Source organism: Sphingopyxis microcysteis (genome assembly GCF_012274265.1).
GTDB classification, from domain to species: Bacteria; Pseudomonadota; Alphaproteobacteria; order Sphingomonadales; family Sphingomonadaceae; genus Sphingopyxis; species Sphingopyxis microcysteis.
On the sequence record NZ_JAANYY010000005.1, the window covers coordinates 216,039 to 241,178 of the forward strand.

Annotated in this window: 26 protein-coding genes; 18 read left to right on the forward strand and 8 right to left on the reverse strand. The window is 64.7% G+C overall.

The window, feature by feature from the left end; translation table 11 throughout:
• Nucleotides 1–10: 10 nt before the first annotated feature.
• From rho to hemE, 3 genes are all read right to left on the reverse strand, one after another.
• Complete coding sequence (gene rho / locus G9408_RS14900) at nt 11–1,267, reverse strand: transcription termination factor Rho (RefSeq protein ID WP_168454746.1); 1,257 nt, start codon at nt 1,265–1,267, stop codon at nt 11–13.
• 207 nt (nt 1,268–1,474) lie between these two features.
• Nucleotides 1,475–1,924, reverse strand: coding sequence for a CopD family protein (locus G9408_RS14905; protein ID WP_168454747.1), 450 nt, complete (start codon nt 1,922–1,924; stop codon nt 1,475–1,477).
• A gap of 2 nt (nt 1,925–1,926) precedes the next feature.
• On the reverse strand, nt 1,927–2,955 hold the full coding sequence (gene hemE / locus G9408_RS14910; protein WP_168454748.1) for a uroporphyrinogen decarboxylase: 1,029 nt from the start codon (nt 2,953–2,955) through the stop codon (nt 1,927–1,929).
• Between the two features lie 484 nt (nt 2,956–3,439).
• Between hemE and G9408_RS14915 the strand changes: the two genes are divergently transcribed.
• From G9408_RS14915 to G9408_RS14970, 12 genes are all read left to right on the forward strand, one after another.
• Complete coding sequence (locus tag G9408_RS14915; RefSeq protein ID WP_120217677.1) at nt 3,440–4,252, forward strand: pyruvate, water dikinase regulatory protein; 813 nt, start codon at nt 3,440–3,442, stop codon at nt 4,250–4,252.
• Nucleotides 4,249–4,845, forward strand: coding sequence for a Maf family protein (locus G9408_RS14920; RefSeq protein WP_168454749.1), 597 nt, complete (start codon nt 4,249–4,251; stop codon nt 4,843–4,845). The genes G9408_RS14915 and G9408_RS14920 overlap by 4 nt, the downstream gene beginning before the upstream one ends.
• Entirely contained in the window at nt 4,842–5,657 is an 816-nt protein-coding gene (gene aroE, locus G9408_RS14925) for a shikimate dehydrogenase (RefSeq protein ID WP_168454750.1), read from the forward strand. The genes G9408_RS14920 and aroE overlap by 4 nt, the downstream gene beginning before the upstream one ends.
• A complete protein-coding gene (coaE, locus tag G9408_RS14930; RefSeq protein WP_168454751.1) occupies nt 5,654–6,277 on the forward strand; it encodes a dephospho-CoA kinase in 624 nt (207 codons plus the stop codon). Before aroE ends, coaE begins: the two co-directional genes overlap by 4 nt.
• A 19-nt stretch (nt 6,278–6,296) precedes the next feature.
• Nucleotides 6,297–6,998 carry a DNA polymerase III subunit epsilon gene (dnaQ, locus tag G9408_RS14935; RefSeq protein WP_168454752.1) on the forward strand — a complete coding sequence of 234 codons (702 nt, stop codon included), beginning with the start codon at nt 6,297–6,299 and terminating at the stop codon, nt 6,996–6,998.
• 45 nt (nt 6,999–7,043) lie between these two features.
• Complete coding sequence (gene hpf / locus G9408_RS14940) at nt 7,044–7,616, forward strand: ribosome hibernation-promoting factor, HPF/YfiA family (RefSeq protein WP_168454753.1); 573 nt, start codon at nt 7,044–7,046, stop codon at nt 7,614–7,616.
• A gap of 148 nt (nt 7,617–7,764) precedes the next feature.
• Complete coding sequence (locus tag G9408_RS14945; RefSeq protein ID WP_088439859.1) at nt 7,765–8,229, forward strand: PTS sugar transporter subunit IIA; 465 nt, start codon at nt 7,765–7,767, stop codon at nt 8,227–8,229.
• A gap of 21 nt (nt 8,230–8,250) precedes the next feature.
• Nucleotides 8,251–8,589 carry a DUF1491 family protein gene (locus tag G9408_RS14950; protein ID WP_168454754.1) on the forward strand — a complete coding sequence of 113 codons (339 nt, stop codon included), beginning with the start codon at nt 8,251–8,253 and terminating at the stop codon, nt 8,587–8,589.
• Nucleotides 8,590–8,785: 196 nt separating this feature from the next.
• Nucleotides 8,786–9,454, forward strand: coding sequence for a cell wall hydrolase (locus tag G9408_RS14955; protein WP_168454755.1), 669 nt, complete (start codon nt 8,786–8,788; stop codon nt 9,452–9,454).
• Between the two features lie 71 nt (nt 9,455–9,525).
• Nucleotides 9,526–10,137 carry a DUF4136 domain-containing protein gene (locus G9408_RS14960; protein ID WP_168454756.1) on the forward strand — a complete coding sequence of 204 codons (612 nt, stop codon included), beginning with the start codon at nt 9,526–9,528 and terminating at the stop codon, nt 10,135–10,137.
• Nucleotides 10,134–11,243, forward strand: coding sequence for a M14 family metallopeptidase (locus G9408_RS14965; protein WP_168454757.1), 1,110 nt, complete (start codon nt 10,134–10,136; stop codon nt 11,241–11,243). Before G9408_RS14960 ends, G9408_RS14965 begins: the two co-directional genes overlap by 4 nt.
• Entirely contained in the window at nt 11,240–11,722 is a 483-nt protein-coding gene (locus G9408_RS14970) for a GNAT family N-acetyltransferase (RefSeq protein WP_328804480.1), read from the forward strand. Before G9408_RS14965 ends, G9408_RS14970 begins: the two co-directional genes overlap by 4 nt.
• A gap of 279 nt (nt 11,723–12,001) precedes the next feature.
• On the opposite strand, the gene G9408_RS14975 is transcribed toward G9408_RS14970, so the two are convergent.
• A complete protein-coding gene (locus G9408_RS14975) occupies nt 12,002–12,463 on the reverse strand; it encodes an Hsp20 family protein (protein ID WP_120217686.1) in 462 nt (153 codons plus the stop codon).
• A gap of 188 nt (nt 12,464–12,651) precedes the next feature.
• Here G9408_RS14975 and gpmA point away from each other — a divergent pair, with 188 nt between their 5' ends.
• Nucleotides 12,652–13,338 (forward strand): 2,3-diphosphoglycerate-dependent phosphoglycerate mutase, encoded by a 687-nt coding sequence (gene gpmA / locus G9408_RS14980; RefSeq protein WP_168454758.1) that lies wholly within the window; start codon nt 12,652–12,654, stop codon nt 13,336–13,338.
• A 54-nt stretch (nt 13,339–13,392) separates the two neighbouring features.
• Here gpmA and G9408_RS14985 read toward each other — a convergent pair whose 3' ends face one another.
• From G9408_RS14985 to G9408_RS14995, 3 genes are all read right to left on the reverse strand, one after another.
• Nucleotides 13,393–15,483 carry a TonB-dependent receptor gene (locus G9408_RS14985; protein WP_168454759.1) on the reverse strand — a complete coding sequence of 697 codons (2,091 nt, stop codon included), beginning with the start codon at nt 15,481–15,483 and terminating at the stop codon, nt 13,393–13,395.
• A 123-nt stretch (nt 15,484–15,606) separates the two neighbouring features.
• Complete coding sequence (gene dapD, locus G9408_RS14990; RefSeq protein WP_168454760.1) at nt 15,607–16,449, reverse strand: 2,3,4,5-tetrahydropyridine-2,6-dicarboxylate N-succinyltransferase; 843 nt, start codon at nt 16,447–16,449, stop codon at nt 15,607–15,609.
• A complete protein-coding gene (locus G9408_RS14995) occupies nt 16,446–17,123 on the reverse strand; it encodes a pyrimidine 5'-nucleotidase (RefSeq protein WP_168454761.1) in 678 nt (225 codons plus the stop codon). Before G9408_RS14995 ends, dapD begins: the two co-directional genes overlap by 4 nt.
• Before the next feature lie 232 nt (nt 17,124–17,355).
• On the opposite strand from G9408_RS14995, the gene G9408_RS15000 reads away from it, so the two are divergent.
• Nucleotides 17,356–19,716 (forward strand): S8 family peptidase, encoded by a 2,361-nt coding sequence (locus tag G9408_RS15000; protein WP_168454762.1) that lies wholly within the window; start codon nt 17,356–17,358, stop codon nt 19,714–19,716.
• 42 nt (nt 19,717–19,758) lie between these two features.
• Complete coding sequence (locus G9408_RS15005) at nt 19,759–21,060, forward strand: metal-dependent hydrolase family protein (protein WP_168454763.1); 1,302 nt, start codon at nt 19,759–19,761, stop codon at nt 21,058–21,060.
• Between the two features lie 143 nt (nt 21,061–21,203).
• On the opposite strand, the gene G9408_RS15010 is transcribed toward G9408_RS15005, so the two are convergent.
• Nucleotides 21,204–21,707 carry a DNA-deoxyinosine glycosylase gene (locus tag G9408_RS15010; protein WP_168454764.1) on the reverse strand — a complete coding sequence of 168 codons (504 nt, stop codon included), beginning with the start codon at nt 21,705–21,707 and terminating at the stop codon, nt 21,204–21,206.
• Nucleotides 21,708–22,013: 306 nt separating this feature from the next.
• Here G9408_RS15010 and rpsL point away from each other — a divergent pair, with 306 nt between their 5' ends.
• From rpsL to fusA, 3 genes are all read left to right on the forward strand, one after another.
• The gene (rpsL, locus tag G9408_RS15015; RefSeq protein ID WP_058805196.1) at nt 22,014–22,385 is read left to right on the forward strand and encodes a 30S ribosomal protein S12; all 372 of its coding nucleotides are present in this window, start codon (nt 22,014–22,016) and stop codon (nt 22,383–22,385) included.
• 73 nt (nt 22,386–22,458) lie between these two features.
• The gene (gene rpsG / locus G9408_RS15020; RefSeq protein ID WP_033074359.1) at nt 22,459–22,929 is read left to right on the forward strand and encodes a 30S ribosomal protein S7; all 471 of its coding nucleotides are present in this window, start codon (nt 22,459–22,461) and stop codon (nt 22,927–22,929) included.
• A gap of 105 nt (nt 22,930–23,034) precedes the next feature.
• Entirely contained in the window at nt 23,035–25,128 is a 2,094-nt protein-coding gene (gene fusA / locus G9408_RS15025; RefSeq protein WP_168454765.1) for an elongation factor G, read from the forward strand.
• The last annotated feature ends 12 nt before the right edge of the window (nt 25,129–25,140 follow it).

The window sequence follows — 25,140 nt, forward strand, 5'->3', positions numbered from 1 at the left end:
CGGGGCGCGACTATTGATTCATCGAATCGAAGAAATCTTCGTTGGTCTTCGAATCCTTGATCTTGTCGAGCAGGAATTCCATCGCGTCGATCGTGCCCATCTGCATGAGGATGCGGCGCAGCACCCACATTTTCGACAGCTTGTCCTTCTCGACGAGCAATTCTTCCTTGCGGGTTCCCGACTTGCCGACGTCGAGCGACGGGAAGATGCGCTTGTCGGCAACCTTGCGGTCGAGGACGATTTCCGAGTTACCGGTTCCCTTGAATTCTTCGAAGATCACTTCGTCCATGCGGCTGCCGGTATCGATCAGCGCAGTCGCGATGATCGACAGCGAACCGCCCTCCTCGATGTTGCGCGCGGCGCCGAAGAAGCGCTTCGGACGCTGGAGCGCATTGGCGTCGACGCCGCCGGTCAGCACCTTGCCCGACGAGGGGACGACAGTGTTGTAGGCGCGGCCAAGGCGGGTGATCGAGTCGAGCAGGATGACGACATCCTTCTTGTGCTCGACGAGGCGCTTGGCCTTTTCGATCACCATTTCGGCGACCTGGACGTGGCGCGTCGCGGGCTCGTCGAAGGTCGAGGAGACAACCTCGCCGTTCACGCTGCGCTGCATGTCGGTGACTTCCTCGGGACGTTCGTCGACGAGGAGGACGATGAGGTAAACCTCGGGATGGTTGTCGGTGATCGCCTTGGCGATATTCTGCAAGAGCACTGTCTTACCCGTGCGCGGCGGCGCGACGATCAGCGCGCGCTGACCCTTGCCCTGCGGGCTGACGAGGTCGATGACGCGCGCCGACTTGTCCTTCACCGTCGGATCGACCGTGTCGAGCGACAGCTTCTGGTTCGGATAGAGCGGCGTCAGATTGTCGAAATTGACGCGGTGGCGAACAACGTCGGGATCGTCGAAATTGACGCTGATCAGCTTGGTCAGCGCGAAGTAACGCTCGCCATCGCGCGGGGCGCGGATCTCGCCCTCAACCGTATCACCGGTGCGCAAGCCATATTTGCGGACCTGGTTCGGCGAGACATAAATGTCGTCGGGACCCGCAAGATAATTGGCATCCGACGAGCGCAGGAACCCGAACGAGTCGGGGAGAACCTCGATCGTACCCGAACCGATGATTTCTTCGCCCTCTTCGGCGAGTTCTTTCAGGATCGAGAACATCAGGTCCTGCTTGCGCAGCGTCGATGCGCCCTCGACGCCCAGTTCTTCCGCCATTTCGACGAGCTGGGCGGGCGCTTTGGTTTTGAGTTCTTTAAGATGCATGGGATGGATTCCGGGTGATATTCAGGAAAAAATGCCGTTGTTTTTCATTGCACCGCAAGGGTGCCTATCCGGCCGGGGGACGACCGTTTGCGATAGCTCCGACGCTGGGGAAGCGCCGCCCGACTGGCGGGATTGCCATGGCCCCTATCCCTCGCGCCATGCCAAGTCAATCGGGCTGGCCTCGATCCGCGCGCCAGCGGCGCGCGATCAGGGACGAATGACCGCGAGGATCACGATGATCGCCGCGGCGACGCCGGGGACTTCGTTGAGCAGCCGGAGCTGCTTTTCGGTCAGCGGCCGCAAACCCTGTTGCAGCTTTTTGAAATAACCGATCATCCAGCCGTGATAGCCCGACAGCGCAAGCACCAGGATGAATTTGGCGATGAACCAGGTTTCACCCCAATAATTGCCGTTGAAGGCGAGCAGCAGCCCGAGCAGCCAGACGATCGTCAGCGACGGGTTCAGGATGATCCGGCGGAGCCGGTCCTCGCGCTCGATCCACTTTATATCTTCGTCCGATCCGACCGGGCATTGGTGGTGATAGACGAAGAAGCGCGGCATCATGAACAGGCCGGCCATCAGGAAAATCACGAATATGATATGCGCGGCTTTGACCCAAAGCATCGTCGCCCCCAAAAATCCTGCCCAGTCTGCCATAATTACCCGCCGCGAACGCGCCTGATCAGATGCTCGACATGCGCGATCGGCGTGTCGGGCACGATCCCGTGGCCGAGATTGAAGATATGGGGACGCGCCGGGAAGGCCACAAGGATGCGGTCGATCGCGGCGTCGAGCGCTTCGCCGCCCGCGACGAGCGCAAGCGGGTCGAGATTGCCCTGCACGGGAAGGTGCGGCGGCAGCGCCGCGTCGGCCCACACCGGATCGACCGTCTCGTCGAGCCCGATCGCGTCGACGCGGGTTTCGTCGGCATAGGCGCGGAGTTTCCCGCCCGCCCCCTTCGGAAAGCCGATCACCGGGGTGTCGGGATGGATGGCCTTCAGACGGCGGACGATTTCGGCATTCGGCGCGATGACCCAGCGTTCGAACTGCGCCGGGCTGAGGCTGCCCGCCCAGCTGTCGAACAATTGCACGGCTTCGACGCCATGTTCGATCTGGCCCGCGAGGTAATTTACCGTAACATCGACGATCGCGTCGATGATGGTCTGGAAGCCTTCCGGATCGCCGAATGCCATGCGCCGCGCGGCGGCCTGGTCCTTCGACCCCTGCCCCGCCACCATATAGGTAGCGACCGTCCACGGACTGCCTGCAAAGCCCAGAAAGGTCGTTTCGGGAGGAAGCGCCGACGCGACGCGCGCGACGGTTGCATAAATGGGATCAAGCCGCTCGGGCGCGGCTTCGAGCGATGCCAAGGTTGCGTCCACCAGCGGCGGAGCGAGCCGCGGCCCCTCGCCCGCCTCGAACCACAAATGCTGACCAAGCGCGTGCGGGACGACGAGGATGTCCGAAAAGAGAATCGAGCCGTCGAAACCAAAGCGCCGGATCGGTTGCAACGTCACTTCGGCCGCCGCTTCGGGATCGTAGCAAAGCTCGAGAAAACCGCCCTTGGTTTCCCGCAGCGCGCGATATTCGGGCAGATAGCGCCCGGCCTGACGCATCAGCCAGAGCGCTGGACGTTCCTGCCGTGCTCCGCGCAGCGTTGCGAGCAGGTTTTTCGATGACGCCTTCACGCGGCCCCTCTTTCTCTCTTCATAAATATTTAAATAGGATTGTGGTGGTTTGTTGGTCGCCGGACAAGCGCGGCTTTAGGCCGGGGCGTCCCTTTTGCCAACAGCTTGACTCCCCGATCGATACGTCGGCGTCCAGAGTCGCAAGGCACGATCCCCCTAATTCACAGCCTGTGGATAAGATTCGTCCCTTGTGGAAAACAGGTGGAGCGGAATCGGCAGCGTCGGGGATGAATCCATCGTCCCGATTTGCTCCCGGCGCTTGCCCCAAACTTATCCACAGGCGGTGCCGTGGAGCGTTTTCGACGAGCCGCACCCCACATCCCGTCCATGTCGAGCGACGTCGAGACACGCTTGGAGAGCGCACGGCTTCGGGGTGTCTCGACCTCACTCGACACGAACGGAAATGGGGATGATCTGGAAATCCCCGGTCTTCTCCTCCACCTCCCTGCTTGCCTTTTTCCACGCCTTTGGCCCAAGTGACGCGATGGGCCGGCTTCACCTTCATCTCATATCCGACTCCACGGGTGAGACACTCGAAAATATCGCCAAGGCGGCGATTGCGCAGTTCGACGATGTCGAGGTCGTGCGCCATTTCTGGCCGATGGTGCGATCGGAATCGCATCTCGACCGCATCATGGCCGAGGTGCAGGCGAGTCCGGGGATGATCCTGTTCACGCTGGTGAACGGCGAGCTGCGCGCCAGCCTCGAACGCCGCGCCGGCGCGCTCAATCTGCCGCTCGTCCCCGCGCTCGACGCGGTGACCGACGCCTTGTCGCGCATGCTGGGTCAGGAAGCAAAGGCGCGGCCGGGCCGCCAGCATCAGCTCGACGCCGCCTATTTCGCGCGGGTCGAGGCGATCCAGTTCACCGTCGCGCATGACGATGGCATCGGCTGGGAAAATTGGGAACAGGCCGACATTGTGCTCGCCGGGGTGTCGCGCACTTCAAAGACGCCGACCAGCATCTATCTCGCCAACCGCGGCTTCAAGACCGCGAACATCCCGATCGTCCCCGAATCGCCGCCCCCCGACGCCCTGTACCGGCTCAAGCGCCCGATGGTCGTCGGGCTGACGACCGGGCTCGACCGGCTGGTCCAGGTCCGACGCAACCGGCTGCTCTCGCTCAACCAGGCGCCCGAAACCTCCTATGTCGACGACGAACGCGTGAAGGCCGAGCTCGCCTATGCGCGGCGGATGTTCGCCGACAACGGCTGGCCGGTGATCGACGTCACGCGGCGTTCGATTGAGGAAACCGCCGCGGCGGTGATCAAGCTGGTCGAAGATCGGGCGAGCGCATGACGTTGCTGCTCGCCTCGCAAAGCAGCGGCCGCGCGGCGATGCTCCGCGCCGCCGGGCTGGAATTTGAAACCACCGCCGCGCATGTCGATGAAGAAGCGCTCACCGCGTCGCTGCTCGCCACCGGTCAGACCGCGCGCAATATCGCCGACGCGCTCGCCGAGGCCAAGGCGATCAAAATCTCGTCGCGCCTGCCCGGCGTCACCGTGATCGGCGCCGACTCGACGCTCGCCCTCGATGATGGCGCGATGCTGACCAAACCCGCCAGTCCCGAAGAGGCCGCGGACCATTTGCGCCGTATGGCGGGGACGCGCCACCGCCTGTTCAGCGCCGTGGTCGCGGCGCGCGATGGGTCGCCGGTGTGGCGCGCGGTGGGCGAGGCGAAGCTGTGGATGCGTCCCTTGTCGGACGCGTTCATCACCGCCTATGTCGCGGAGCATTGGGACAGCATCCGCTGGACCGTCGGCTGTTACGAGATTGAAGGAGCGGGCGTGCAATTGTTCGACCGGGTCGAAGGCGATCCCTGGACCATCGTCGGGATGCCGATGCTGCCGCTCTTGTCGTGGCTCCGCACGACCGGGCTGGCACCGTCATGAGCGGGCCATCCTATGCCGAGGTGATCGGCGATCCGATCGCGCAATCGAAATCCCCGCTGATCCACAAATTCTGGCTCGACGCCTTGGGCCTCGCGGGCGATTATCGCCGTTCCCACGTCACGCCCGACGCGCTCGCCGCCTTTGTCGAACAGCGCCGCGCCGACCCCGATTGGCGCGGCTGCAATGTCACGATCCCGCACAAGGTGGCGGTCATGGATCTGGTCGATGATCCGGGCAATATCCGCGGGACGATCGGCGCGATGAACACGATCGTTCGCCAGCCCGACGGGTCGGTCATCGGTACCAATACCGATGCCGCGGGTTTTTATGCGCCGCTGGCCGACCTCGATCTGGAGGGTGCGCCGGTCGCCGTGGTGGGCGCGGGCGGCGCGGCGCGGGCCGTGCTGTTCGCGCTCGCGCGCGCGGGGGTTGGACATGTGACAATCCTCAATCGCAGTCCATTGAAAGCCATGGGGCTGCTCGCGACCTTTGGCCTCAAGGGCGAGGTTGTCGGGCTCGATTCATCGCTTCCGCCGGTATCGCTGCTGGTCAATTCGAGCAGCCTCGGGATGACCGGCCAGCCGCCGCTCGACCTCGATCTCTCGCCGCTCCCGGACGATGCGATCGTCTATGACCTCGTCTATGCGCCGCTTCAGACCATGTTGCTCAAGGCCGCCGAGGCGCGCGGGCTCGACACCGTCGACGGGCTCGACATGCTGATCGGCCAGGCCGCGCTTGCCTTCGAGCTATTTTTTGGCGCTCCGCCGCCCGAAGGCCGTGACGACGAACTGCGCGGGCTGCTCACCGCATGAGGCACCATCCGCGCCCCGGTTCGCGGCTGCGGCGACCCTTCATCCTCGGCCTCACCGGATCGATCGGCATGGGCAAATCGACCGCGGCGGCGATGTTCGAGCATGAAGGCGTGCCGGTGTTCGACGCCGACGCCGAAGTCCACCGGTTGCAGGGGCCGGGCGGCGCGCTCGTCGCCGCGATCGAGGCGCGCTTTCCCGGCACCACCGGACCCGGCGGCGTCGATCGCCAGAAACTGGGGGGGCTGGTGCTCGGTAACCGCCATGAACTCGCCGCGCTCGAGGCGATCGTCCATCCTGCGGTGTTCCGGGCGCAGAAGAAATTCCTGGCCCGCCACCGCGCGCGCGACGTCGTGGTCCTCGACATCCCGCTCTTGTTCGAAAAGGGCGGCTGGCGCCGCGTCGGTGCGATCGCGGTGGTGTCGGCGCCGACCTGGATGCAGACCAAGCGCGTCATGCGCCGCCCGGGGATGACTTATGACCGTCTGAAGGCGATTCGCCGTCTGCAGGTTCCCGACCGCGTCAAGCGCGCGCGCGCCGATTTCATTATCGAAACGGGCGGACCGAAAAGCGAGACGCATCGCCAGATTCGCGCCATCGCCTCTTGTTTCCGCACCCGATAGGGTCCAGATTAACTGCTCAATGCGCGAGATTATCTTCGATACGGAAACCACGGGATTCGATCCCAAGACCGGGGACAGGCTGGTCGAAATCGGGTGCATCGAACTGGTCGACCGCCGCGAAACCGGCCAGACCTTCCACGCCTATTTCAATCCCGAACGCGACATGCCCGCCGCCGCCGAGGCGGTGCACGGCCTGTCGATCCAGTTCCTGTCCGACAAACCGCTGTTCGCGACCCGCGTCGACGATCTGCTCGAATTTCTCGGCGACGCGCCGCTGGTCGCGCACAATGCCGCGTTCGACTTCGGTTTCGTCAACGCCGAACTCGCGCGCGCGGGACGTCCCGCGCTCGACATGGCGCGGATGTGCTGCACGGTCCAGATGGCGCGCAAGCTCCATCCCGGCGCCAAGCACAGCCTCGACGCGCTGTGCACGCGCTACGGCATCGACCGCAGCCACCGCGTCAAGCATGGCGCGCTGCTCGATGCCGAACTGCTCGCGCATCTCTACATCGAAATGACCGGCGGTCGGCAGATCGGGCTGGGACTCGCGGCGTCGGCGACGACCGCCCCGACGCTCGCCGCCGCGGCCCCCGCGGTACCGCGCGGTGGCGATCGTCCGTTCCGCGAACCCCGACCCCATATGGCATCGGCCGCCGATCTGGCACGCCATGCCGAATTTGTCGCAGGGCTGAACCAGCCGCTGTGGCTCGATACGGTGTGATGGCGATCGCATAAGCCATCGCACCGGCCAAGAAGGAGAAGAAAAATGGAAATCCGCGTCTCTGGCCACCAGATCGAAACCGGCGAAGCGCTGCAGGCGCATGTGTCGGACCGGATGAACGCGATTGCCGACAAATATTTTTCGCGCGCGATCGGGGCGCACGCGACCTTTGGCAAAGGGCCGCACGACAGTTTCCAGTGCGACATCGTCGCGCATGTGATGCAGGGGCTGGTGCTCAAGGGGCATGGCCAGGCGCAGGACGCGCATGTCGCGTTCGAGGGGGCGGCCGAGCGCATCGAAAAGCAGCTGCGCCGCTATATGCGACGATTGAAGGATCGCAACAACGGTCCGGCGCAGCCTTCACCGACGGTCGACGAGATCGACGACAATGCCAGCTACATCGTTTTCGACGGCGGCGGCGAGGAAGATGCCGGCGACGCGCCCGCGATCATCGCCGAAACGCGCGTCGACATCCCCAACAGCAGCGTCTCCGACGCGGTGATGATGCTCGACCTTCGCAACACCAACGCCTTGCTGTTCGTCAACAGCAAGACGGGTTCGCACAATATGGTCTATCGCCGCGACGACGGGACGATCGGCTGGGTCGAACCACGATAGGGCTGGATTTTCTTCGCCAACCGGCATAAGGGCCGCGCCCAATACGTCCTATGCCGGTATGGCGGGGCTCCGGTATGACCTCGCCGCGATCGTCCTTGCGGAGTGCCCGGCCCAATTGCCCGGCGGCTACACAGATTTGACCAGAACCATGAACCTTTCTTCCCTTCTCTATCCCGCGACCGTGCGCGCGCACGTCCAGCTCGATTCGAAAAAGGCGCTTTTTCCCTTTGTCGGCGACCTCGCCAGCCGCTCGCTCGGGCTCGACGCGGGCGAAGTCAGCGAAGCTCTGCTCGAACGCGAGCGCCTCGGTTCGACCGGTTTCGGGCGCGGAATCGCGCTGCCGCACGCCAAGATGGCCGATCTGACCGGGGTGCGCGGGCTGTTTCTGCAATTGTCGCGCCCGATCGACTTCAACGCGGTCGACGGCCTGCCGGTCGATCTGTTGTTCGTGCTGCTGTCGCCGCTCGACGCCGGTGCCGATCACCTCAAGGCGCTGGCCGGGGTGTCGCGGATGCTGCGCAACGAAGCGATCGCCGAGCGGCTGCGCGGGGCCAAAAGCGACGAAGCGCTCTATGCGCTGCTCGCCGATACCGAAACGCGTGACGCGGCCTGACGCCGCGGTGCGAACTGGCGCATGACGCGGCTGACCAGCCGCTTCCTTGTCGACCTGCTGCTGCGCCGCACCGAATCGGCGGGCGGATTTGCGACGATCCTCGTCAAGGGCGACGAGCATTCGGGGATCATCCTTGTCCAATGCGCCGAGCGCGGCCAGCCCGGGCCGTTGCTTGAACGGCGCTTTTCCCCGTCTGGCGACTATATATGGGAGGCGGTCGGCCCCGCCGACCCCAAAGATGGTGAATCGCGCGCCAACTACCAGAACCGGCGGCAAAAGGCCGATCCTGATCTGTGGATCGTCGAACTGGATATCGCAGATGCGCCACGAATCGTCGCGGAGTGGGCCGCGTTAACTTGACTCTGTTGCAGCGCACAATAGGTAGCGCGCATTCGATAACGCGTAGGTCGGCCCGCGGGTTGCATCGTCAAGGCGATGCCCCGGCAGAACGGGCTGGACACGCAGTCGGACGATGACCGCAAGCGGCGATACTGGACCATAGTCCCCCGCTTGTTTTGAGAGGTTCGGTTCATCGGCCGCACTTTTGACGGACAATATGAGTCGCATCCTGAATACAGCCAGCGTGGCTGCCGTCGGCATGACGGTCGCGACCATGCTGCTTTTGGCGGAACCCGGTTTTGCGAGCGATCTTGCTGCCGACGCCAATCTTCCCGCCCTGATCGCCCCGAGCGCACCCGCGCCGGTCGCGACCGATCAGGCGGATCTGTCGATCGAGGCCGATGCGCCGGTGGCAGACATCAGCAAGAACGACGAACAGACCCCCGCGCCGGAAGCGAAGCCGACCCCGGTGACCGCCGAATCGCTCGCCGCGCTCGTCGCCGCGACCCCGCGCCCCGCCGACATCGACCCCGAACTGCGCTGCCTCGCCGGTGCGGTCTATTTCGAATCGCGCGGCGAATCGCTTCCCGGCCAGCTTGCGGTCGCGCATGTCGTGATCAACCGCGCCCAGTCGGGCCGCTTTCCCAAGAGCCTGTGCGGTGTCGTCCATCAGAAAAGCCAGTTCAGCTTTGTGCGCGGCGGCAAGATGCCGGCAGTCCGCGAAGGCGCCCAGTGGAACAACGCCCTTGCGATCGCACAGATCGCGCGCGACGGCAGCTGGAAGAATCATGCGCCGGGCGCACTGTTCTTTCACGCCCGCTATGTCTCGCCGGGCTGGCGCAAGACGCGCATCGCGCAGATCGACAACCACATCTTTTATCGCTGAACCGGACGCCGCCGCACCGCGGCGGCATCCCATTCATTGCCAAGCCATATTTGCTGGCGCATGATGACGGGATGACGCGTCAAATTTCTGTCGCCCTGCTTTGCGCAGCGGCGCTTTCGCTCGGCGGCTGTGCCACCGCGGTCCCGCCGGTCGAGGTCACGCGCTTCCACAATGCCGCGCCGGGCTGGGCGCCCGGAACGCGTTACGCGATCGCGACCGCGCCGCTCGATGGTCCCGCGGCGGGCATGCCGTCGCTCGAATGGAACAGCTACCGCGCCGCTGTCGACCAGCAGTTGCAGCGGCTGGGGCTGGTCGCTGCGGGCAGCAACGAACGCGCGCCGCTGCTTGTCCGTATCGTCTTTGAGCGGAGCGAACAGCCGATGGCGGCGCGGCGCTCGCCGGTATCGGTCGGGGTTGGCGGTTCGACCGGCAGCTATGGGTCGGGCGTCGGGCTCGGTATCGGGGTCAACCTGGGCGGCGGTCCGAAGCGGATGGCCGATCTGCAGCTTTCGGTGCGCATCGACGATGCCGCGACCGGGCAGGCTTTGTGGGAAGGCCGCGCGCTTACCGCGATTCCGGTGAAGGCACCGGCCGCGCAACCCTCGCTCGCCGCGGCAAAATTGGCCGAGGCCTTATTCAAGGACTTCCCCGGCGAATCGGGACGCACTATCAGCGTCCCATGACCATCACCATCAACGCCGCGTTCGACAGCGGCAACATCGTCGTGGATTCGATCGACGGCACCGCGGCGCGCCTGTCGATTCGCAAGGATCGCGAATCCGATTTCTTCCAATGGTTTCATTTCCGCGTGTCGTGCACGATCGGCGACGCGCTCGATCTGGCGATCACCGGGCTCGACAGCTCGGCCTATCCTGACGGCTGGCCGGGCTATGCGGCGTGCGCAAGCTACGACCGCGACTATTGGTTCCGCCTCGACACCAGCTATGATGCCGGCACGCTGACCATCCGGCATACCGCCGAAAGCCCCATTCTCTACATCGCCTATTTCGCGCCCTTCTCGATGGAGCGCCACCACGATCTCGTCGCCAGCGTCGCGGAGTGCGAGGGCGTCACCTATCGCTGCCTCGGCACCAGCCTCGAAGGCCAGCCGATCGACTGCCTCGAAATGGGGAGCGGCGACACGCAGGTCTGGCTCTATGCCCGCCAGCATCCGGGCGAGAGCATGGCCGAATGGTGGGTCGAGGGTGCGCTGGAAAAGCTGACCGACCCCGCCGATCCGCACGCGCGCTCGCTGCTCCGGAAATGTCGCTTCCACATCGTCCCGAACATGAATCCCGACGGGTCGTGCCGCGGCCATTTGCGGACCAATTTTGCGGGCGTGAACCTCAACCGCGAATGGGACAATCCGACCGCCGAACGCAGCCCCGAAGTCCTGTGCGTCCGCAATGCGATGGATGAAACGGGCGTCGATTGGGCGATGGACGTCCATGGCGATGAAGCGATCCCCGCGGTGTTCCTCGCGGGGTTCGAGGGGATCCCTTCGCTGAAGTCCGGACAGATGGAAAAATACAAGGCGTTCCAGGCCGCGCTCGCCGCGAACAGCCCCGACTTTCAGGTCGCGCTTGGCTATAGCGAAGCGGCACCGGGCAAGGCCAATCTGTCGATGTCGACGACCCAGCTCGCCGAGCGTTTCGGCGCGGTGTCGATGACGATCGAAATGCCGTTCAAGGACAATGACGACCTGCCCGATCCGGCGGTCGGCTGGTCGCCCGAACGATCAAAATTGCTGGCGCACGCGTGCCTCGCGACGCTCGATCAGATGCTGTGACGAGCGGCGCGGGGGAGGGCGACTGGCGGATCGTCGAAGACGATCTGTCGGGCGCCGCCATCCGCGCGCTGCTCGAACAGCATTTTGCGGGGATGCTCGCCAATTCGCCCGCGGGCAGCTGTCACTTCCTCGACTTCGACGGATTGCGCGCGGGCAATGTGACCTTCTGGTCGATCCACGACGGCGATACGCTGGCGGGATGCGGGGCGCTGAAGCAACTCGATGCCGCGCATGGCGAGATCAAGTCGATGCGCACCGCCGATGCCTTCCTGCGCCGCGGCGTGGCAGCGCGGATGCTCGACCATATCATCGACGAAGCGAGGCGGCGGAGGCTGGCGCGGCTCAGCCTCGAAACCGGATCGGGCGCGGCGTTCGAGCCTGCGATCGCGCTCTACCGCCGCTATGGCTTCGACGATTGCGCGCCCTTCGCCGACTATAAACCCGACCCGTTCAGCCGCTTCATGACGCGGGTGGTCTGAGACAATAGTTTCGCACGAAGACACAAAGACACGAAGAAACAGCGATCGGTCATCAGGCTTCCCGTTTTTGGCGGCTCTGCGCCTTGCTGCAACTTGGCAAGGAAAAGGCCGCTTCGCGGAAAGGCCGACATCTTCGTGTCTTCGTGCGAAACAACTGGTCAAAGCGACCTCGCTCAAGACGCTCCGCTTGTCGGGCAAGCTGCCCAAACGAAAAAGGGGTCCGGAAGGGACTCCGGACCCCGCTCATATACCCCGTGCGGGGTATGGACTGCGGCCAGATTACGCCGCCTGCTTGTCCTCGACCAACGTCGGGGTCGCATTGCCGCCGATCGCGATCTTGTGCGGCTTCATCGCCTCGGGCACTTCGCGCACCAGGTCGATGATCAGCAGTCCGTCAGCCAGGTCGGCGGCGCTCACGCGCACGAAATCGGCGAGCTGGAAGCGGCGCTCGAACGCGCGCGTCGCGATGCCGCTATACAGCAGCTGGCGGCCTTCGCCTTCGGCGACCGGCGCCTTGCGGCCGCTGACGGTCAGCATATTCTGCTGCGCAACGATCTCGATTTCGTCGCTCTTGAACCCGGCAACCGCAACGGTGATCCGGAAATGGTCGTCGGCGACCTTTTCGATGTCGAACGGCGGATAATTTTCGGCGCCCGAACCGCTCGTTTCCAGAAAATCGAACAGCCGGTCGAAACCGACGGTCGAACGGCGATAGGGGGTCCAGTCAAAGCTGTTACGCATGGTCTTTCTTCCTTTCTCAAAAGCGAAGTCAGGGACCGCGGCGGCGCGCCGCGATCGCCACCCGGCCCCGTATCGGCGACCGGATGCTGCAAATCTGGGTGCGCTTGAAACCATTTCAAGAGGGCGATTGGCGTTCGTCGAAAAGCCGCGCTAAGGGGCTGCGAAACTCTCCAGCGCAAGGATCCGAAATGCCCCAGCTCATCCTCATTCGTCACGGCCAGTCGCAATGGAACCTCGAAAATCGCTTCACCGGCTGGTGGGATGTCGATGTCACCGAAAAGGGCGCCGCCGAGGCTTGGGCCGCGGGCGAATTGATGAAGACGAAGGGGATCGCGCCCGATACCTGCTTCACCTCGGTCCAGTCGCGCGCGATCAAGACCCTCAACCTTGCGCTCGAAGCGATGGGACGGCTGTGGCTGCCGGTGACCAAGGATTGGCGTTTGAACGAGCGCCATTATGGCGGGCTGACCGGGCTCGACAAGGCCGAGACCGCGGCGAAGCATGGCGACGAACAGGTCAAGATCTGGCGCCGCAGCTTCGACATTCCGCCGCCGCCGCTCGAAGCCGGCTCACCGTGGGATCTGGCGAGCGATCCGCGCTACGCCGGTATCGCGATCCCCTCGGCCGAAAGCCTGAAGGACACGATCGAGCGCGTCCTTCCCTATTATGAAAGCGCGATCGCGCCCCAGCTTGCAACCGGCAAGACAGTGTTGATCTCGGCGCATGGCAACAGCCTGCGCGCGCTGGTCAAGCATCTGTCGGGCATTTCGGACGCCGACATCACCGGGCTCGAAATCCCGACCGGCCAGCCGATCGTTTACGAACTGAACGCCGACCTGACTGCGCGCGAACGCTATTATCTGAGCGAGCGGTAAAAGGCGGCCTCACGCCCTTCTCTCGTCAGCCCGGCGCTGCCGGGATGACGGTGCTCAAAGCGTCCCGGTCACGGTGAGCTGGAAATATCGTCCGAACTCGCGCCGACGGCTTTCGCTGAACGCAATCGGCCCGTTGCGCCGGTCGACAAAGACCGTGCGGTCGAACCGGTTTTTTTGCCCGGCAAGATTGCGGTACGTCAGCCTGACCGTGAAACCCGCGACATCCTTATGCTCGACAAAGGCGGCAACGAACGCGCCGTCGTTATATTCATTTTCGATCGCATTGAGCCGCACATTGGGGCTGAAATGTTCGTCGAAATAACTGGCTCCCCACGCGAGCTGCGAACCCGGGATGTCGTGGCGCAGACTGACATCGACCAGATACTCCTGCCCCTCGCTCTGATCGCGCCAACTGCCCGTCAGCGGATCCCGCACGCGGTTGCGGCGCCAGGTCAGGTCGCTGTTGATGCGCGCGCCTTTCCAGCCCAGCCGGTCGAGCAGCAGCGTCGCCTTTGAACTGATGCGATAAAGATGCGCACCCGGCAGATTGCCGCGGCCTTCGGTGGTCGGCGACAGCGGGATCTGGTCGACCAGATCCTGCGCATAGGCATAAGCGAAAGCGACCGAGGCGTTGCCCCATGCGCTCAGGTCCTGAACGAACTCCAGCTCGGTGCGGTTGACCACCGGCGGCACCAGCAGGCCGTTGCCGCCGTTGCCCTGGCCGTTGGCGACATCGACGGAACTCGCAAAATCGAAGAAGTTGAGCTGGTCGACGCGGCGCTGGAGCTGATAGTTGATCGTGGTCCGCGGCCCGACCTTCCACGCCAGCGCGAGCTTCCCTTTCGGCCGCACAAAGCGGCGCGTCAGGCCATCAGGACCCGATGACGACAGCGCGCTATATTCGGCGCCAAGGTTGATCTGCGCGGTGAGGTTCGGCGCCAGTGCGCGCCCCCAGGTCAGCGATGCTTCGCCGCGCTTTTCCTCGACCCTGGTCTTTTCACCGCCGAAGATGACGGGCAGGAAGCTGCCGTCGGGCTGGAGCGTGGCGAACTCGGCATCGACGTCGAGCGTATTATACGCCCCCTCCAGCGCGACCTGCCAGTCGGTGCCGCCCGCGGTGCGCCAGCCATATTCGCTGCGCAGGATCGACTCGCCCTCGTCGGCGGTTTGCGTGAACCGCTCGCCGCTGCGCCCGCCAATCGCCCTGTCGACGATGAAGGTGTCGACATTGGGGCTATGTTCGAACCGGTAGAGTCCGATCAGTTTGAGCCGTCCTTTGCCCAGCCCAAATTCATAGTCGCCGCCGACGTCGAAATTATGCTCGTCTTCAACCGATTTGAACGTCTCGCGCAAAGCGCCGTTCGTTGGCCCCACCGCGATGCTGCTCGCCGCATCGACGAGCTTCTGCAACTGGCCGCCCATATTGAAATTCCACTTGTCGCCGCCGGCCGTGGTGCGCGCGAGAGCCAAAGCGAGACGCGGCCTGTCACCGCTGTAGCTAGCCAACTCGTCGCGCGTTGATTGCCGCACGCCGTTGCCGTCAAACCGTTGCTCCGGACCCCAATGGCCATTCCGATTGGCTTCATTCTTCAGGCTGAGCGTCACATTGGTGCCGCCGATCGTGCCGGTCGTCGAAACCTCGCCGTTCAGCCAATTGTCGTCGAGCCGTGGGCGCCAGTCGGGTTGCCAGCGGATTGTGGTCGTGAATCCCGCCTGTGCCGTGCCCGCGACCAGGACGACATTGGCGACCTGGCCCGTCAAGCCTGGAACATTCAGGCTGGCCCCGTCGACGATATCGACATAGGCGACCTGCGTAGCGGCAATGCGTTGCAGGGCGCTGCGCGCGTCGGTCGATTTATTGGCGATACGTTCGCCGTTGATCAGGACATTCTCGGTCGCCGCACCCAGCCCGCGGGCGCCCCCGTTGGTGCCGGTGACGATCAGGAATCCCGGCACTTTTTCAACCATGTCGAGCGCGGTGCGCGGCGAAAAGCTGGCGAAATCGCCGGGGGTGTAACGCTGCGCGCCGTTGGTTGGCGCGTCGGTCGCCGACGGAGCGACGGCGCCGACCTCCTGCGCCAGGGCGGCGGGGCTTGCCAGCGCGAGCGCGACCGCCGATGCCGAAGCACCCGAAAAACCACGCATAGTCGATCCCCCATCCCAGTCAGCGACCGTTCGCCGCACCGCGCGCCGTCTTGGGCAGGGCTGTCGTAAAATTATGTCAAACTTCTACCAAGCTGAGACACTCTTCGACGAGTGGCGAGCGATTCAGTCGCGCAGCAGCTCGTTGATTCCCGTCTTGGCGCGCGTCTTCGCATCGACGCGCTTGACGATCACCGCGCAGTAAAGCGACGGGCCGGGCGACCCGTCGGGCAGCGGCTTGCCGGGCATCGCGCCGGGGACCACAACGGCGTAAGGTGGCACTTCTCCAATGAAAATCTCGCCCGTCGCGCGGTCGATGATCTTGGTCGAGGCGCCGAGATAGACCCCCATCGACAGCACCGCGCCCTCGCGCACGATCACCCCCTCGGCGACTTCGGCGCGCGCGCCGATGAAGGCGCCGTCCTCGATCACCACGGGGCCGGCCTGAAGAGGTTCTAGTACACCGCCGATCCCGGCGCCGCCCGACAGATGGACGTTGGCGCCGATCTGGGCGCAGCTGCCGACGGTGGCCCAGGCATCGACCATCGACCCCTCGCCGACATAGGCGCCGATATTGACGAAGCTCGGCATCAGCACCGCACCCTTGCTGATAAAGGCACCGCGGCGGACGATCGAACCGGGGACGGCGCGGAAACCGGCGTCGCGGAAACGATTCTCGCCCCAGCCGGCGAATTTCGAAGGCACCTTGTCCCACCAGGTTGCGCCGCCGGGGCCGCCATCGATGATTGCCATGTCGTTGAGGCGGAACGACAGCAGCACCGCCTTTTTCAGCCACTGGTTGACCTGCCACGCGCCGTCGGTGTCGCGTGTCGCAACGCGATAGCTGCCGTCATCGAGCCCGGCGATCGCGGTGTCCACTGCCTCGCGCACCGCGCCGGTCGTCGTCAGGCCCAGCGTGTCGCGCGCATCCCACGCGGCTTCGATCGTGCTTTGCAGGTCGGTGGTCATGAAATTCCCCATGGTAAAGGCAGGCTGTCGAGCCAGTCGGTGATGTCGTTCACATGAAAATCGACCTGATCCGGCAGGTGGTCGCGATGGCCGCTTTCGCTGCCATTGTCCAGCCAGACGGTGGTCATCCCCAGCGCTTTTGCGGGGGTCAGGTTGCGCGCCATATCCTCGACGAACAGGCTGCGCGCAGGGTCGATGTCCAGATGGGTGGTCATCATGGCATAGGCCGCGGGATCGGGTTTGGGCGTATAGGCGGTGGCACGAATGTCGCAGATGCCGTCGAACAGATCGGCAATGCCCCGCGCATCGAGCACCCGCGCCGCATAATCGGCGTCGGCGTTGGTGAAGACCAGTCGCCGCCCCGGCAGGCGCTCAAGCCCTGCGCGAAGCCGCATGTCGGGTGCGATCCGGTCGAGCGCAATGTCATGGACGTCGACCAGAAACGTCTCGGGATCGACGTCATGGTGGCGCATCAGCCCCGCCATCGTCGTACCATGATCGTGGAAATATTGCTTTTGCACCCGCCGCGCCTCGACCGCGTCGACGCCGAGCAAGCGCATGATGAACGCGCCCATCCGCGCGTCGATCAGGTCGAACAGCTTTGCCGACGGCGCATAGAGCGTGTTGTCGAGATCGAAGACCCAAGCGTCGATATGATCGAGGGGAACGGACATGGCGTGGCGGCGCATAGGGGCTGGGGTGGGCGGCGGCAAGCGCGGTCGTTTTACCGGACCGCAATATCTGTAGATATAGATGGGACGATGCTAGCTTGACCGTCATCCCGGCGAAGGCCGGAATCGCAACGACGCGTCGAAGTCAGAGGGCGAGATCCCGGCCTTCGCCGGGATGACGAAAGTCAGGGGAATGGCGATGGCCCAAGCGAACCGACCCGAAAATATCCGGCGGATGTCTGGCCGTCCCTTGTCGGCCTTGCTCAGCATCGCCGCGCTGTCGCTCGCCGGTTGTGGCGGCGGGGGCGGGGCGCGGCCTGCGCCGACCCCGGCCCCGCCCGCGGCTCCGGCGCCGACCCCAACCCCCGTGCCGACCCCCACGCCGACCCCGACCCCGCCGCCGACAGGCAATTTCAACACGCCCGAAACGCGGCGATCGGATGGGGTGAATTTCCACGGCGCGATCACGGCCTATCAGGCGGGGGCGAGCGGGCAGGGCATTTTGGCGGGGGTCATCGACGACGGTATCGACGAAGACAGCCCGGAGTTTGCCGGGCGCATTTCGTCTTTCTCGGCCGATCTTGCCGGATCGCGCGGGATCAATGGCGAAGGCACGCATGGCACCAATGTCGCGCAGATCCTGCTCGGGGCGAAAAACGACGCGGGGACGATGGGCATCGCCTATAACGCCAATCTGCTCGTGCTGCGCGCCGACCGGCCGGGAAGCTGCGCCACCGAGGATCCGGCCAACGACGAAAGCGGATGCCAGTTTCCCGAAAGCGCGATTGCCGCGGGGCTCGATCGCGCGATCAGCGCTGGCGCGCGCGTCGTCAACATCTCGCTGGGGGGCGACGATCCGCCCGGCGCGACCTTGCGCAGCGCGGTGCAACGCGCCACCGCGGCCGGGATCATCGTCGTCCTTTCGGCGGGGAATGAGGGCGACACCACCGCGGGCGGCAACGATCCCAACAACCCGGAACCTTTTGCGCAGGGGATGCGCGATGCCGGTGGCGGCTTGGTCATCATCGTCGGTTCGGTCGACGAAAATGGCGTCCGGTCGGACTTCAGCAACCGGGCCGGGATCTACGCCGGATCCTATCTGGCGGCGCTCGGCGAGGATGTGTGCTGCACCTACAAGGATGGCGTGATCGAAACCGAGGGCAATTTTGTCTTCGTCATCAGCGGGACCAGCTTCGCGGCGCCGCAAGTCGCGGGCGCGGTGGCGCTCTTGGCGCAGGCGTTTCCGAACCTGTCGAGCCAACAGGTCGTGCAATTGCTCTATCAATCGGCGCGCGATGCGGGCGCAGCGGGCGACGACGCCGTGTACGGGCAGGGCATTCTCGACATCGCGCGCGCGTTCCAGCCGATGGGGGCGACGGCACTGGCGGGGACCGCGACGGCGGTCAATCTGGGCAGCGCGCTGGGGGTACTCGGCGGGCCGATGGGCGACGCGGGGGCGGTCGGCACCGGGGCGACGGTCGGGCTGGTCACCGACGGTTTCGGCCGCGCCTTCAGCGTCGATTTCGGCCAGTCGTTGGCGCCGCGCCGCCCCGATTTCAAATTGTCGGGCGCGCTTGGCGGGTTGATCCGCCAGCAAAGCGCCGCCAGCCGGGCCACTGCCTTGTCGCTGGTGACCGCGACCGGAACGGGCAGGGGCGGCGCGCTCGCCGGGCTGTCGTTTCACGATGCGCAGGCCGCGCGCACCCTTGCCGCATCGGTGGTGACGCGCCTCGACGCGCGGACGCGCATCGGCTTTGCGGCGGGGCGCGGGACAAGCGGATTGCTCGCGGGCGAACGCGGTGAAAGCGATCATGCGATGCTGATCGGCGACGGCGCGCACGACGGGCTGGGCTTTGCCGCCAGTCCGGGTATCGGATCGATGCTGCGCCACAATATCGCGGCCAATCACCATGTCAGCATCGTCCTGGAAGACGGCTGGGTATCGGGTTCGCGCTGGCAGGACGATCCGCTGCTCCGTTACCGATCGGGCCGCGACAGCCGGTACCAGCGGGTCGGCGCCGCGTGGGACGCCCGCTTCGGTTCCGCCCGCGTCGCGCTCGGTGGCAGCTGGCTGCGCGAATCGGACAGCCTGCTCGGCGCGCGGCTTGGCCCGGTGTTTGGGTCTGGCGGCGCAACCAGTCTGGTCGGCGACGCCAGCCTGGGCGTCACACTGATAAAGGGCTGGAGCCTGACGGGTGCGTGGCGACAAATGTGGACCCGTCCTGATCGCGACGGGCTGGTTGCGGGCGGGGCGCTGTGGTCGTCGGCCTTCTCGGTCGACATCGCCAAGGCGGGATTGTTTCGCCCCGGCGACCGCGCCGCGCTTCGCATGGCCCAGCCGCTGCGTGTCGCGCGCGGCGGCGTCGACCTGATGCTTCCCGTCGCGCATGACTATGCCAGCGGGCGCACCGACTTCGCCCGTCGCCCCTATAATCTTGCGCCCACCGGGCGTGAACTGGTCGTCGAGGCGAGCTATGCGCTGTCGCTGCTTGGCGGCGACCTGATCGCCAACAGCTGGATCCGCCGCGATCCCGGCCATATCGCCGCGCTGCCCGACGACAAGGGTGCGGCGCTGCGCTTTACGCTCGGCTTCTGATCGGCTCTAACACTCCCCAAACGCCAATCAGGGGATGCCAGAATGAAACCGATCCATTGCCTTCCGCTCGCGCTGCTCGGCGCCGCGCTCGCGTCGCCGCTCGCCGCGCAGACGCCCGCGCGCACCGTGATTCACGCCGGACAATTGCTCGCCGAACCGGGCAAGCCGGTGCGCGGCGCTTCGACGATTATCGTCGAAAATGGCCGGATCGTTGCGGTAACCGACGGCTATCAACCCGCCGAACCCGGCGCGACGCTGATCGATCTCAAGGACAAATATGTCCTCCCCGGCCTCATCGACAGCCATGTCCATCTGACCAGCGACGCAGGCGGGATCGCCGGGCAGCTCGAGGATGTCACGCTCAGCCCCGCGGCGCAGGCGTTCAATGCGCAGGTCAACGGGATGAAGACGCTGCGCGCCGGTTTCACCACGGTCCGCAATCTTGGCGATGGCGACGGCGCGACCCTCGCGCTGCGCGATGCCATCCTGGCGGGCAAGGTGCAGGGGCCGCGCATCGTCGATGCGGGCGCGAGCATTTCGGGCAGCGCCGGGCATATGGACGGCTCCTTGGGCTATCGCGACGAGCTGCGTCCCTTTTTCGCAGGCGCGGGCAACACCTGCAACGGCGCCGACGATTGCCGCCGCGCGGTGCGGCTTCAGGTCGGGCGCGGCGCCGACGTTATCAAATTCGCTTCGACCGGCGGGGTGAACAGCCGCATCGGCGCGGGCCTTGGCAAACAGATGTTCGATGATGAAGCGAGGGCGATCGTCGAAACCGCGCAATTGTTCGGGAAAAAGGTCGCCGTCCATGCACATGGTGCCGACGGTATTCGCCTTGCGATCGATGCCGGGGCGGACTCGATCGAACATGGCACCATCCTCGATGAAGCGACGATCGCCGCGTGGGCGAAATCGAAGACCTATTACGTCCCGACGCTGTCGACCGTGAACGGCTATAAGGAACGCATCGCCGCCAATGCCGCGGCCTATGAACCCGATGTGCTGGCGAAGATCCAGTGGCGCATCGGCATCACCGGCAAGAGCCTGGAACAGCTTGTCCCGCGCGGGGTGAAGATCGCCTTCGGGACCGACGCCGGGGTGTCGAAGCACGGCCGCAACGGCGACGAATTCGAGCTGATGGTCCAGCACGGCATGACCCCGGTCGCAGCGCTCAAGGCGGCGACGGTCAACGCCGCCGACCTGCTCGGCCTGTCGAACGAGATCGGCAGCATTGCCGTGGGCAAGAGCGCCGACATCATCGCGGTGGCGAGCGATCCGCTGGCCGACGTGCGGGTGCTGAAAAAGGTCGATTTCGTGATGGCGCGGGGAGCGGTGGTCGATTGACCGAAATATCCTCCCTGTGGCCGCAGGCCATGGGGAGGTGGCAGCGCGAAGCGCTGACGGAGGGGCAATGACACGACGGTGCGGCCCCTCCACCCCCCGCTTCGCGAGCGGTCCCCCTCCCCATGCCTTCGGCACAGAGAGGATTATCGGTTCGCCAACGCCGCGCGCAACGCCAACCACTGCTCCTGCTTCGCCGCATAGCCGATCGTATTCGCGGCGCTGCTCGACGGCAGATCGACGAGCGCGAGGTCGTCGATCACCGGGAGCTGCTTCCGCCCGATCGCCGCGGCCTTGCCACCATTGAACGCGATCATGCGCAGCTCCGGCAGCCCGGCGATCAGCGCGGCAAGGTCGTGCGCTTCGACCTCGCGAAGCTCGCTATCGCTGCTCGACCGGCGCGCCGCCGAACGGATCACATCCCACAAACCGATTTTCGCCGCGCGTAACGCGGCAAGCCGGTCGTCGTAGCTCCGGTCGGCAAGCGGCTGGTCGATGAGCACTCCGAGCAGGCGCCAGAACTGGTTCGTCGGATGGGCATAATATTGCCGTGCGGCGAGCGACCGTGCGCCCGGCAGGCTGCCGAGAATCAGCAACCGGGTGTCTGCTGCCACTTGGGGAGCGAAGCTGGCGTGGCGGGTGATGGTCATGCGCGGCCGATAGCCCGCGCGAACCGGCGCAACAATATTGCCCACCCCTTGACCGCGACGGGAATCGGGTCTAGGGGCGCGCTCGACCGAAAAGGGCGGTTTGCCGCCTTTTTCAGTTGCAACAGCGCTTGAACATTGCTGGCGCGGATGGAGCCTCCGGGGATCAATTGCGATCGACCGGGGTCTTTTGCTGTTACAAGGTCGCCTGTTTTCCGCGGATTTCTGCGGGTTTCGGACCGATGCTTCATCCACCGCGGTACAGTAACCGTTCGCCCCGATGGGCGGACATGTAAAGGTGAAGCATTCATGCCCACGATCAACCAGCTGGTCCGCAAGGGCCGGACTCCCCAGAAGGTGAAGTCCAAAGTCCCGGCGATGGACGCGAACCCGCAGAAGCGCGGCGTTTGCACCCGTGTCTATACGACGACCCCGAAAAAGCCGAACTCGGCGCTCCGCAAGGTTGCGAAGGTCCGCCTGACCAACAGCCGCGAAGTCATCACCTACATCCCCGGCGAAGGCCACAACCTCCAGGAGCACAGCGTCGTGCTGATCCGTGGCGGTCGTGTCCGCGACCTTCCCGGTGTGCGTTACCACGTCCTGCGCGGCGTGCTCGATACGCAGGGTGTGAAGGACCGCAAGCAGAGCCGTTCGAAGTACGGCGCGAAGCGTCCGAAGTAAGGACCGCTTTTTCGGCTATTTGATCATCCCGAGCCGCCAATGCGCCGGGATGCTGTTGTAAAAGGAATTACCCATGGCTCGTCGTCGTCGTCCTGAACGCCGCGAAATCCTGCCCGACCCCCGTTTCGGGGATGTCGTGCTGTCGAAATTCATGAACAGCGTCATGCTGGACGGGAAAAAGTCCGTTGCCGAAAGCATTGTTTACGGTGCGCTCGAATCGGTCGAAGCCCGCGCCAAGAAGGAACCGCTCGGCGTGTTCCACGAAGCGCTCGCGAACATCCGTCCGAACATCGAAGTCCGCAGCCGCCGGGTCGGCGGTGCGACCTATCAGGTTCCGGTCGAAGTCCGCCCCGACCGCGCGCAGGCGCTGGCGATCCGCTGGCTGATCACCGCCGCGCGCAACCGCAGCGAAACCACGATGGCCGCGCGTCTGTCGGGCGAACTGCTCGACGCGTCGAACAACCGCGGCAACGCAGTGAAGAAGCGCGAAGACACGCACCGCATGGCCGAAGCCAACCGCGCTTTCAGCCACTACCGCTGGTAATTGCGGGGGCGCTCCCTGCGTTATGGGGGCGTCTCGCAATCGTAACAATCGTTCCTATATCGGGGGTGGCTCGCAGGGCCGCCCCCCAAACCCAAGGAAAAGATCATGGCACGCAGCCATCCGCTCGAACGCTATCGCAATTTCGGTATCATGGCGCACATCGACGCCGGCAAGACCACCACGACCGAGCGTATCCTTTACTACACCGGCAAGTCCTACAAGATCGGCGAAGTCCATGACGGCGCTGCGACGATGGACTGGATGGAGCAGGAACAGGAACGCGGCATCACGATCACGTCGGCCGCCACCACCTGCCTGTGGAAAGCCGACGAAGGTCAGGGTCCGGAACACCGCCTGAACATCATCGACACCCCCGGCCACGTTGACTTCACCATCGAAGTCGAGCGCTCGCTGCGCGTGCTCGACGGCGCGATCACCGCGTTCGACGGCGTTGCCGGCGTTGAGCCGCAGTCGGAAACCGTGTGGCGTCAGGCGGACAAGTACAAGGTTCCGCGGATGTGCTTCATCAACAAGCTCGACCGCACCGGCGCCGATTTCTATTATTGCGTCCAGACGATCATCGATCGCCTCGGCGCGACCCCGGCTGTGCTGTATCTGCCGATCGGTTCGGAAGGCGGCTTCAAGGGGCTCGTCGACCTCGTCAACGAACGCGCGATCATCTGGAAGGACGAAAGCCTCGGCGCCGAATTCTTCTATGAAGAAATCCCCGCCGACCTCGCCGACAAGGCTGCCGAATATCGCGAAAAGCTCGTCGAACTCGCCGTCGAACAGGACGACGAGGCGATGGAAGCCTATCTCGACGGCACCGTCCCCGACGTCGCGACGCTGAAGAAGCTGATCCGCAAGGGTACGCTGGCGCAGGCGTTTGTTCCGGTCCTTTGCGGTTCGGCGTTCAAGAACAAGGGCGTCCAGACGCTGCTCGACGCGGTTGTCGACTATCTGCCTTCGCCGCTCGACATTCCCGACGTTCAGGGGATCAACCCCGACACCGACCAGCCCGACTCGCGCGAGACGTCGGACGCGGCACCGCTGTCGCTGCTCGCCTTCAAGATCATGAACGACCCGTTCGTCGGCTCGCTCACCTTCGCGCGCATCTATTCGGGTACGCTCAACAAGGGCACGTATCTGAACTCGGTGAAGGACAAGAAGGAAAAGGTTGGCCGCATGCTGCTGATGCATGCGAACAGCCGCGAAGACATCGAAGAAGCCTATGCGGGCGACATCGTTGCGCTGGCCGGCCTCAAGGAAACCACCACCGGGGACACGCTCTGCGCCACCAACGCGCCGATCATCCTCGAGCGGATGGAATTCCCCGAGCCGGTGATCGAGCTGTCGGTGGAACCGAAGACCAAGGCCGACCAGGAACGTATGGGCATCGCGCTCAACCGCCTGGCCGCCGAGGATCCCTCGTTCCGCGTGTCGACCGACCATGAATCGGGTCAGACGATCATCAAGGGCATGGGCGAGCTTCACCTCGACATCCTCGTCGATCGCATGAAGCGCGAGTTCAAGGTCGAAGCGAACGTCGGCGCGCCGCAGGTGGCGTACCGCGAATCGCTCGCGAAGGCCGTCGACGTCGACTATACCCACAAGAAGCAGTCGGGCGGCTCGGGCCAGTTCGGCCGCGTCAAGGTCACCGTTTCTCCGGGCGAACGCGGCGCGGGCATCACGTTCATCGACGAGATCAAGGGCGGTAACATTCCGCGCGAATATATCCCGTCGGTCGAAAAGGGCATGCGCGAGTCGGCCGAAAACGGTCATATGATCGGCTTCCCGATCATCGACTTCGAAATCAAGCTCACGGACGGCGCGTATCACGACGTCGACTCGTCGGCGCTGGCGTTCGAAATCGCGGGCCGCGCGGCGATGCGCGAAGTGGCGGCAAAGGCCGGCATCAAGCTGCTCGAACCGGTGATGAAGGTCGAAGTCGTTACCCCTGAGGAATTCATGGGCGACGTGATCGGCGACCTTAACAGCCGTCGCGGGCAGATTCAGGGCACCGACAGCCGGGGCATCGCCCAGGTCGTCGAAGCGATCGTGCCGCTGGCGAACATGTTCGGTTATGTGAACCAGCTGCGCAGCTTCAGCCAGGGTCGCGCAAGCTACTCGATGCAATTCTCGCATTATGAAGAAGTGCCGACCAACGTCGCCGAAGAAGTGAAGGCCAAGATGGCCTGATGGGGTTGAAGC

Coding starts and splice junctions, on each gene's coding strand:
- coaE (WP_168454751.1), top strand. CDS start 5,654: ATGAGGCACCATCCGCGCCCCGGTTCGCGGCTGCGGCGACCCTTCATC.
- G9408_RS14950 (WP_168454754.1), top strand. CDS start 8,251: ATGACGCGGCTGACCAGCCGCTTCCTTGTCGACCTGCTGCTGCGCCGC.
- rpsL (WP_058805196.1), top strand. CDS start 22,014: ATGCCCACGATCAACCAGCTGGTCCGCAAGGGCCGGACTCCCCAGAAG.
- aroE (WP_168454750.1), top strand. CDS start 4,842: ATGAGCGGGCCATCCTATGCCGAGGTGATCGGCGATCCGATCGCGCAA.
- G9408_RS14905 (WP_168454747.1), bottom strand. CDS start 1,924: ATGGCAGACTGGGCAGGATTTTTGGGGGCGACGATGCTTTGGGTCAAA.
- G9408_RS14955 (WP_168454755.1), top strand. CDS start 8,786: ATGAGTCGCATCCTGAATACAGCCAGCGTGGCTGCCGTCGGCATGACG.
- G9408_RS14960 (WP_168454756.1), top strand. CDS start 9,526: ATGACGCGTCAAATTTCTGTCGCCCTGCTTTGCGCAGCGGCGCTTTCG.
- G9408_RS14915 (WP_120217677.1), top strand. CDS start 3,440: ATGGGCCGGCTTCACCTTCATCTCATATCCGACTCCACGGGTGAGACA.
- hpf (WP_168454753.1), top strand. CDS start 7,044: ATGGAAATCCGCGTCTCTGGCCACCAGATCGAAACCGGCGAAGCGCTG.
- rho (WP_168454746.1), bottom strand. CDS start 1,267: ATGCATCTTAAAGAACTCAAAACCAAAGCGCCCGCCCAGCTCGTCGAA.
- G9408_RS14985 (WP_168454759.1), bottom strand. CDS start 15,483: ATGCGTGGTTTTTCGGGTGCTTCGGCATCGGCGGTCGCGCTCGCGCTG.
- G9408_RS14975 (WP_120217686.1), bottom strand. CDS start 12,463: ATGCGTAACAGCTTTGACTGGACCCCCTATCGCCGTTCGACCGTCGGT.
- G9408_RS14965 (WP_168454757.1), top strand. CDS start 10,134: ATGACCATCACCATCAACGCCGCGTTCGACAGCGGCAACATCGTCGTG.
- dapD (WP_168454760.1), bottom strand. CDS start 16,449: ATGACCACCGACCTGCAAAGCACGATCGAAGCCGCGTGGGATGCGCGC.
- gpmA (WP_168454758.1), top strand. CDS start 12,652: ATGCCCCAGCTCATCCTCATTCGTCACGGCCAGTCGCAATGGAACCTC.
- G9408_RS14995 (WP_168454761.1), bottom strand. CDS start 17,123: ATGTCCGTTCCCCTCGATCATATCGACGCTTGGGTCTTCGATCTCGAC.
- G9408_RS15010 (WP_168454764.1), bottom strand. CDS start 21,707: ATGACCATCACCCGCCACGCCAGCTTCGCTCCCCAAGTGGCAGCAGAC.
- G9408_RS14945 (WP_088439859.1), top strand. CDS start 7,765: ATGAACCTTTCTTCCCTTCTCTATCCCGCGACCGTGCGCGCGCACGTC.
- G9408_RS14920 (WP_168454749.1), top strand. CDS start 4,249: ATGACGTTGCTGCTCGCCTCGCAAAGCAGCGGCCGCGCGGCGATGCTC.
- G9408_RS15000 (WP_168454762.1), top strand. CDS start 17,356: ATGTCTGGCCGTCCCTTGTCGGCCTTGCTCAGCATCGCCGCGCTGTCG.
- rpsG (WP_033074359.1), top strand. CDS start 22,459: ATGGCTCGTCGTCGTCGTCCTGAACGCCGCGAAATCCTGCCCGACCCC.
- G9408_RS15005 (WP_168454763.1), top strand. CDS start 19,759: ATGAAACCGATCCATTGCCTTCCGCTCGCGCTGCTCGGCGCCGCGCTC.
- fusA (WP_168454765.1), top strand. CDS start 23,035: ATGGCACGCAGCCATCCGCTCGAACGCTATCGCAATTTCGGTATCATG.
- dnaQ (WP_168454752.1), top strand. CDS start 6,297: ATGCGCGAGATTATCTTCGATACGGAAACCACGGGATTCGATCCCAAG.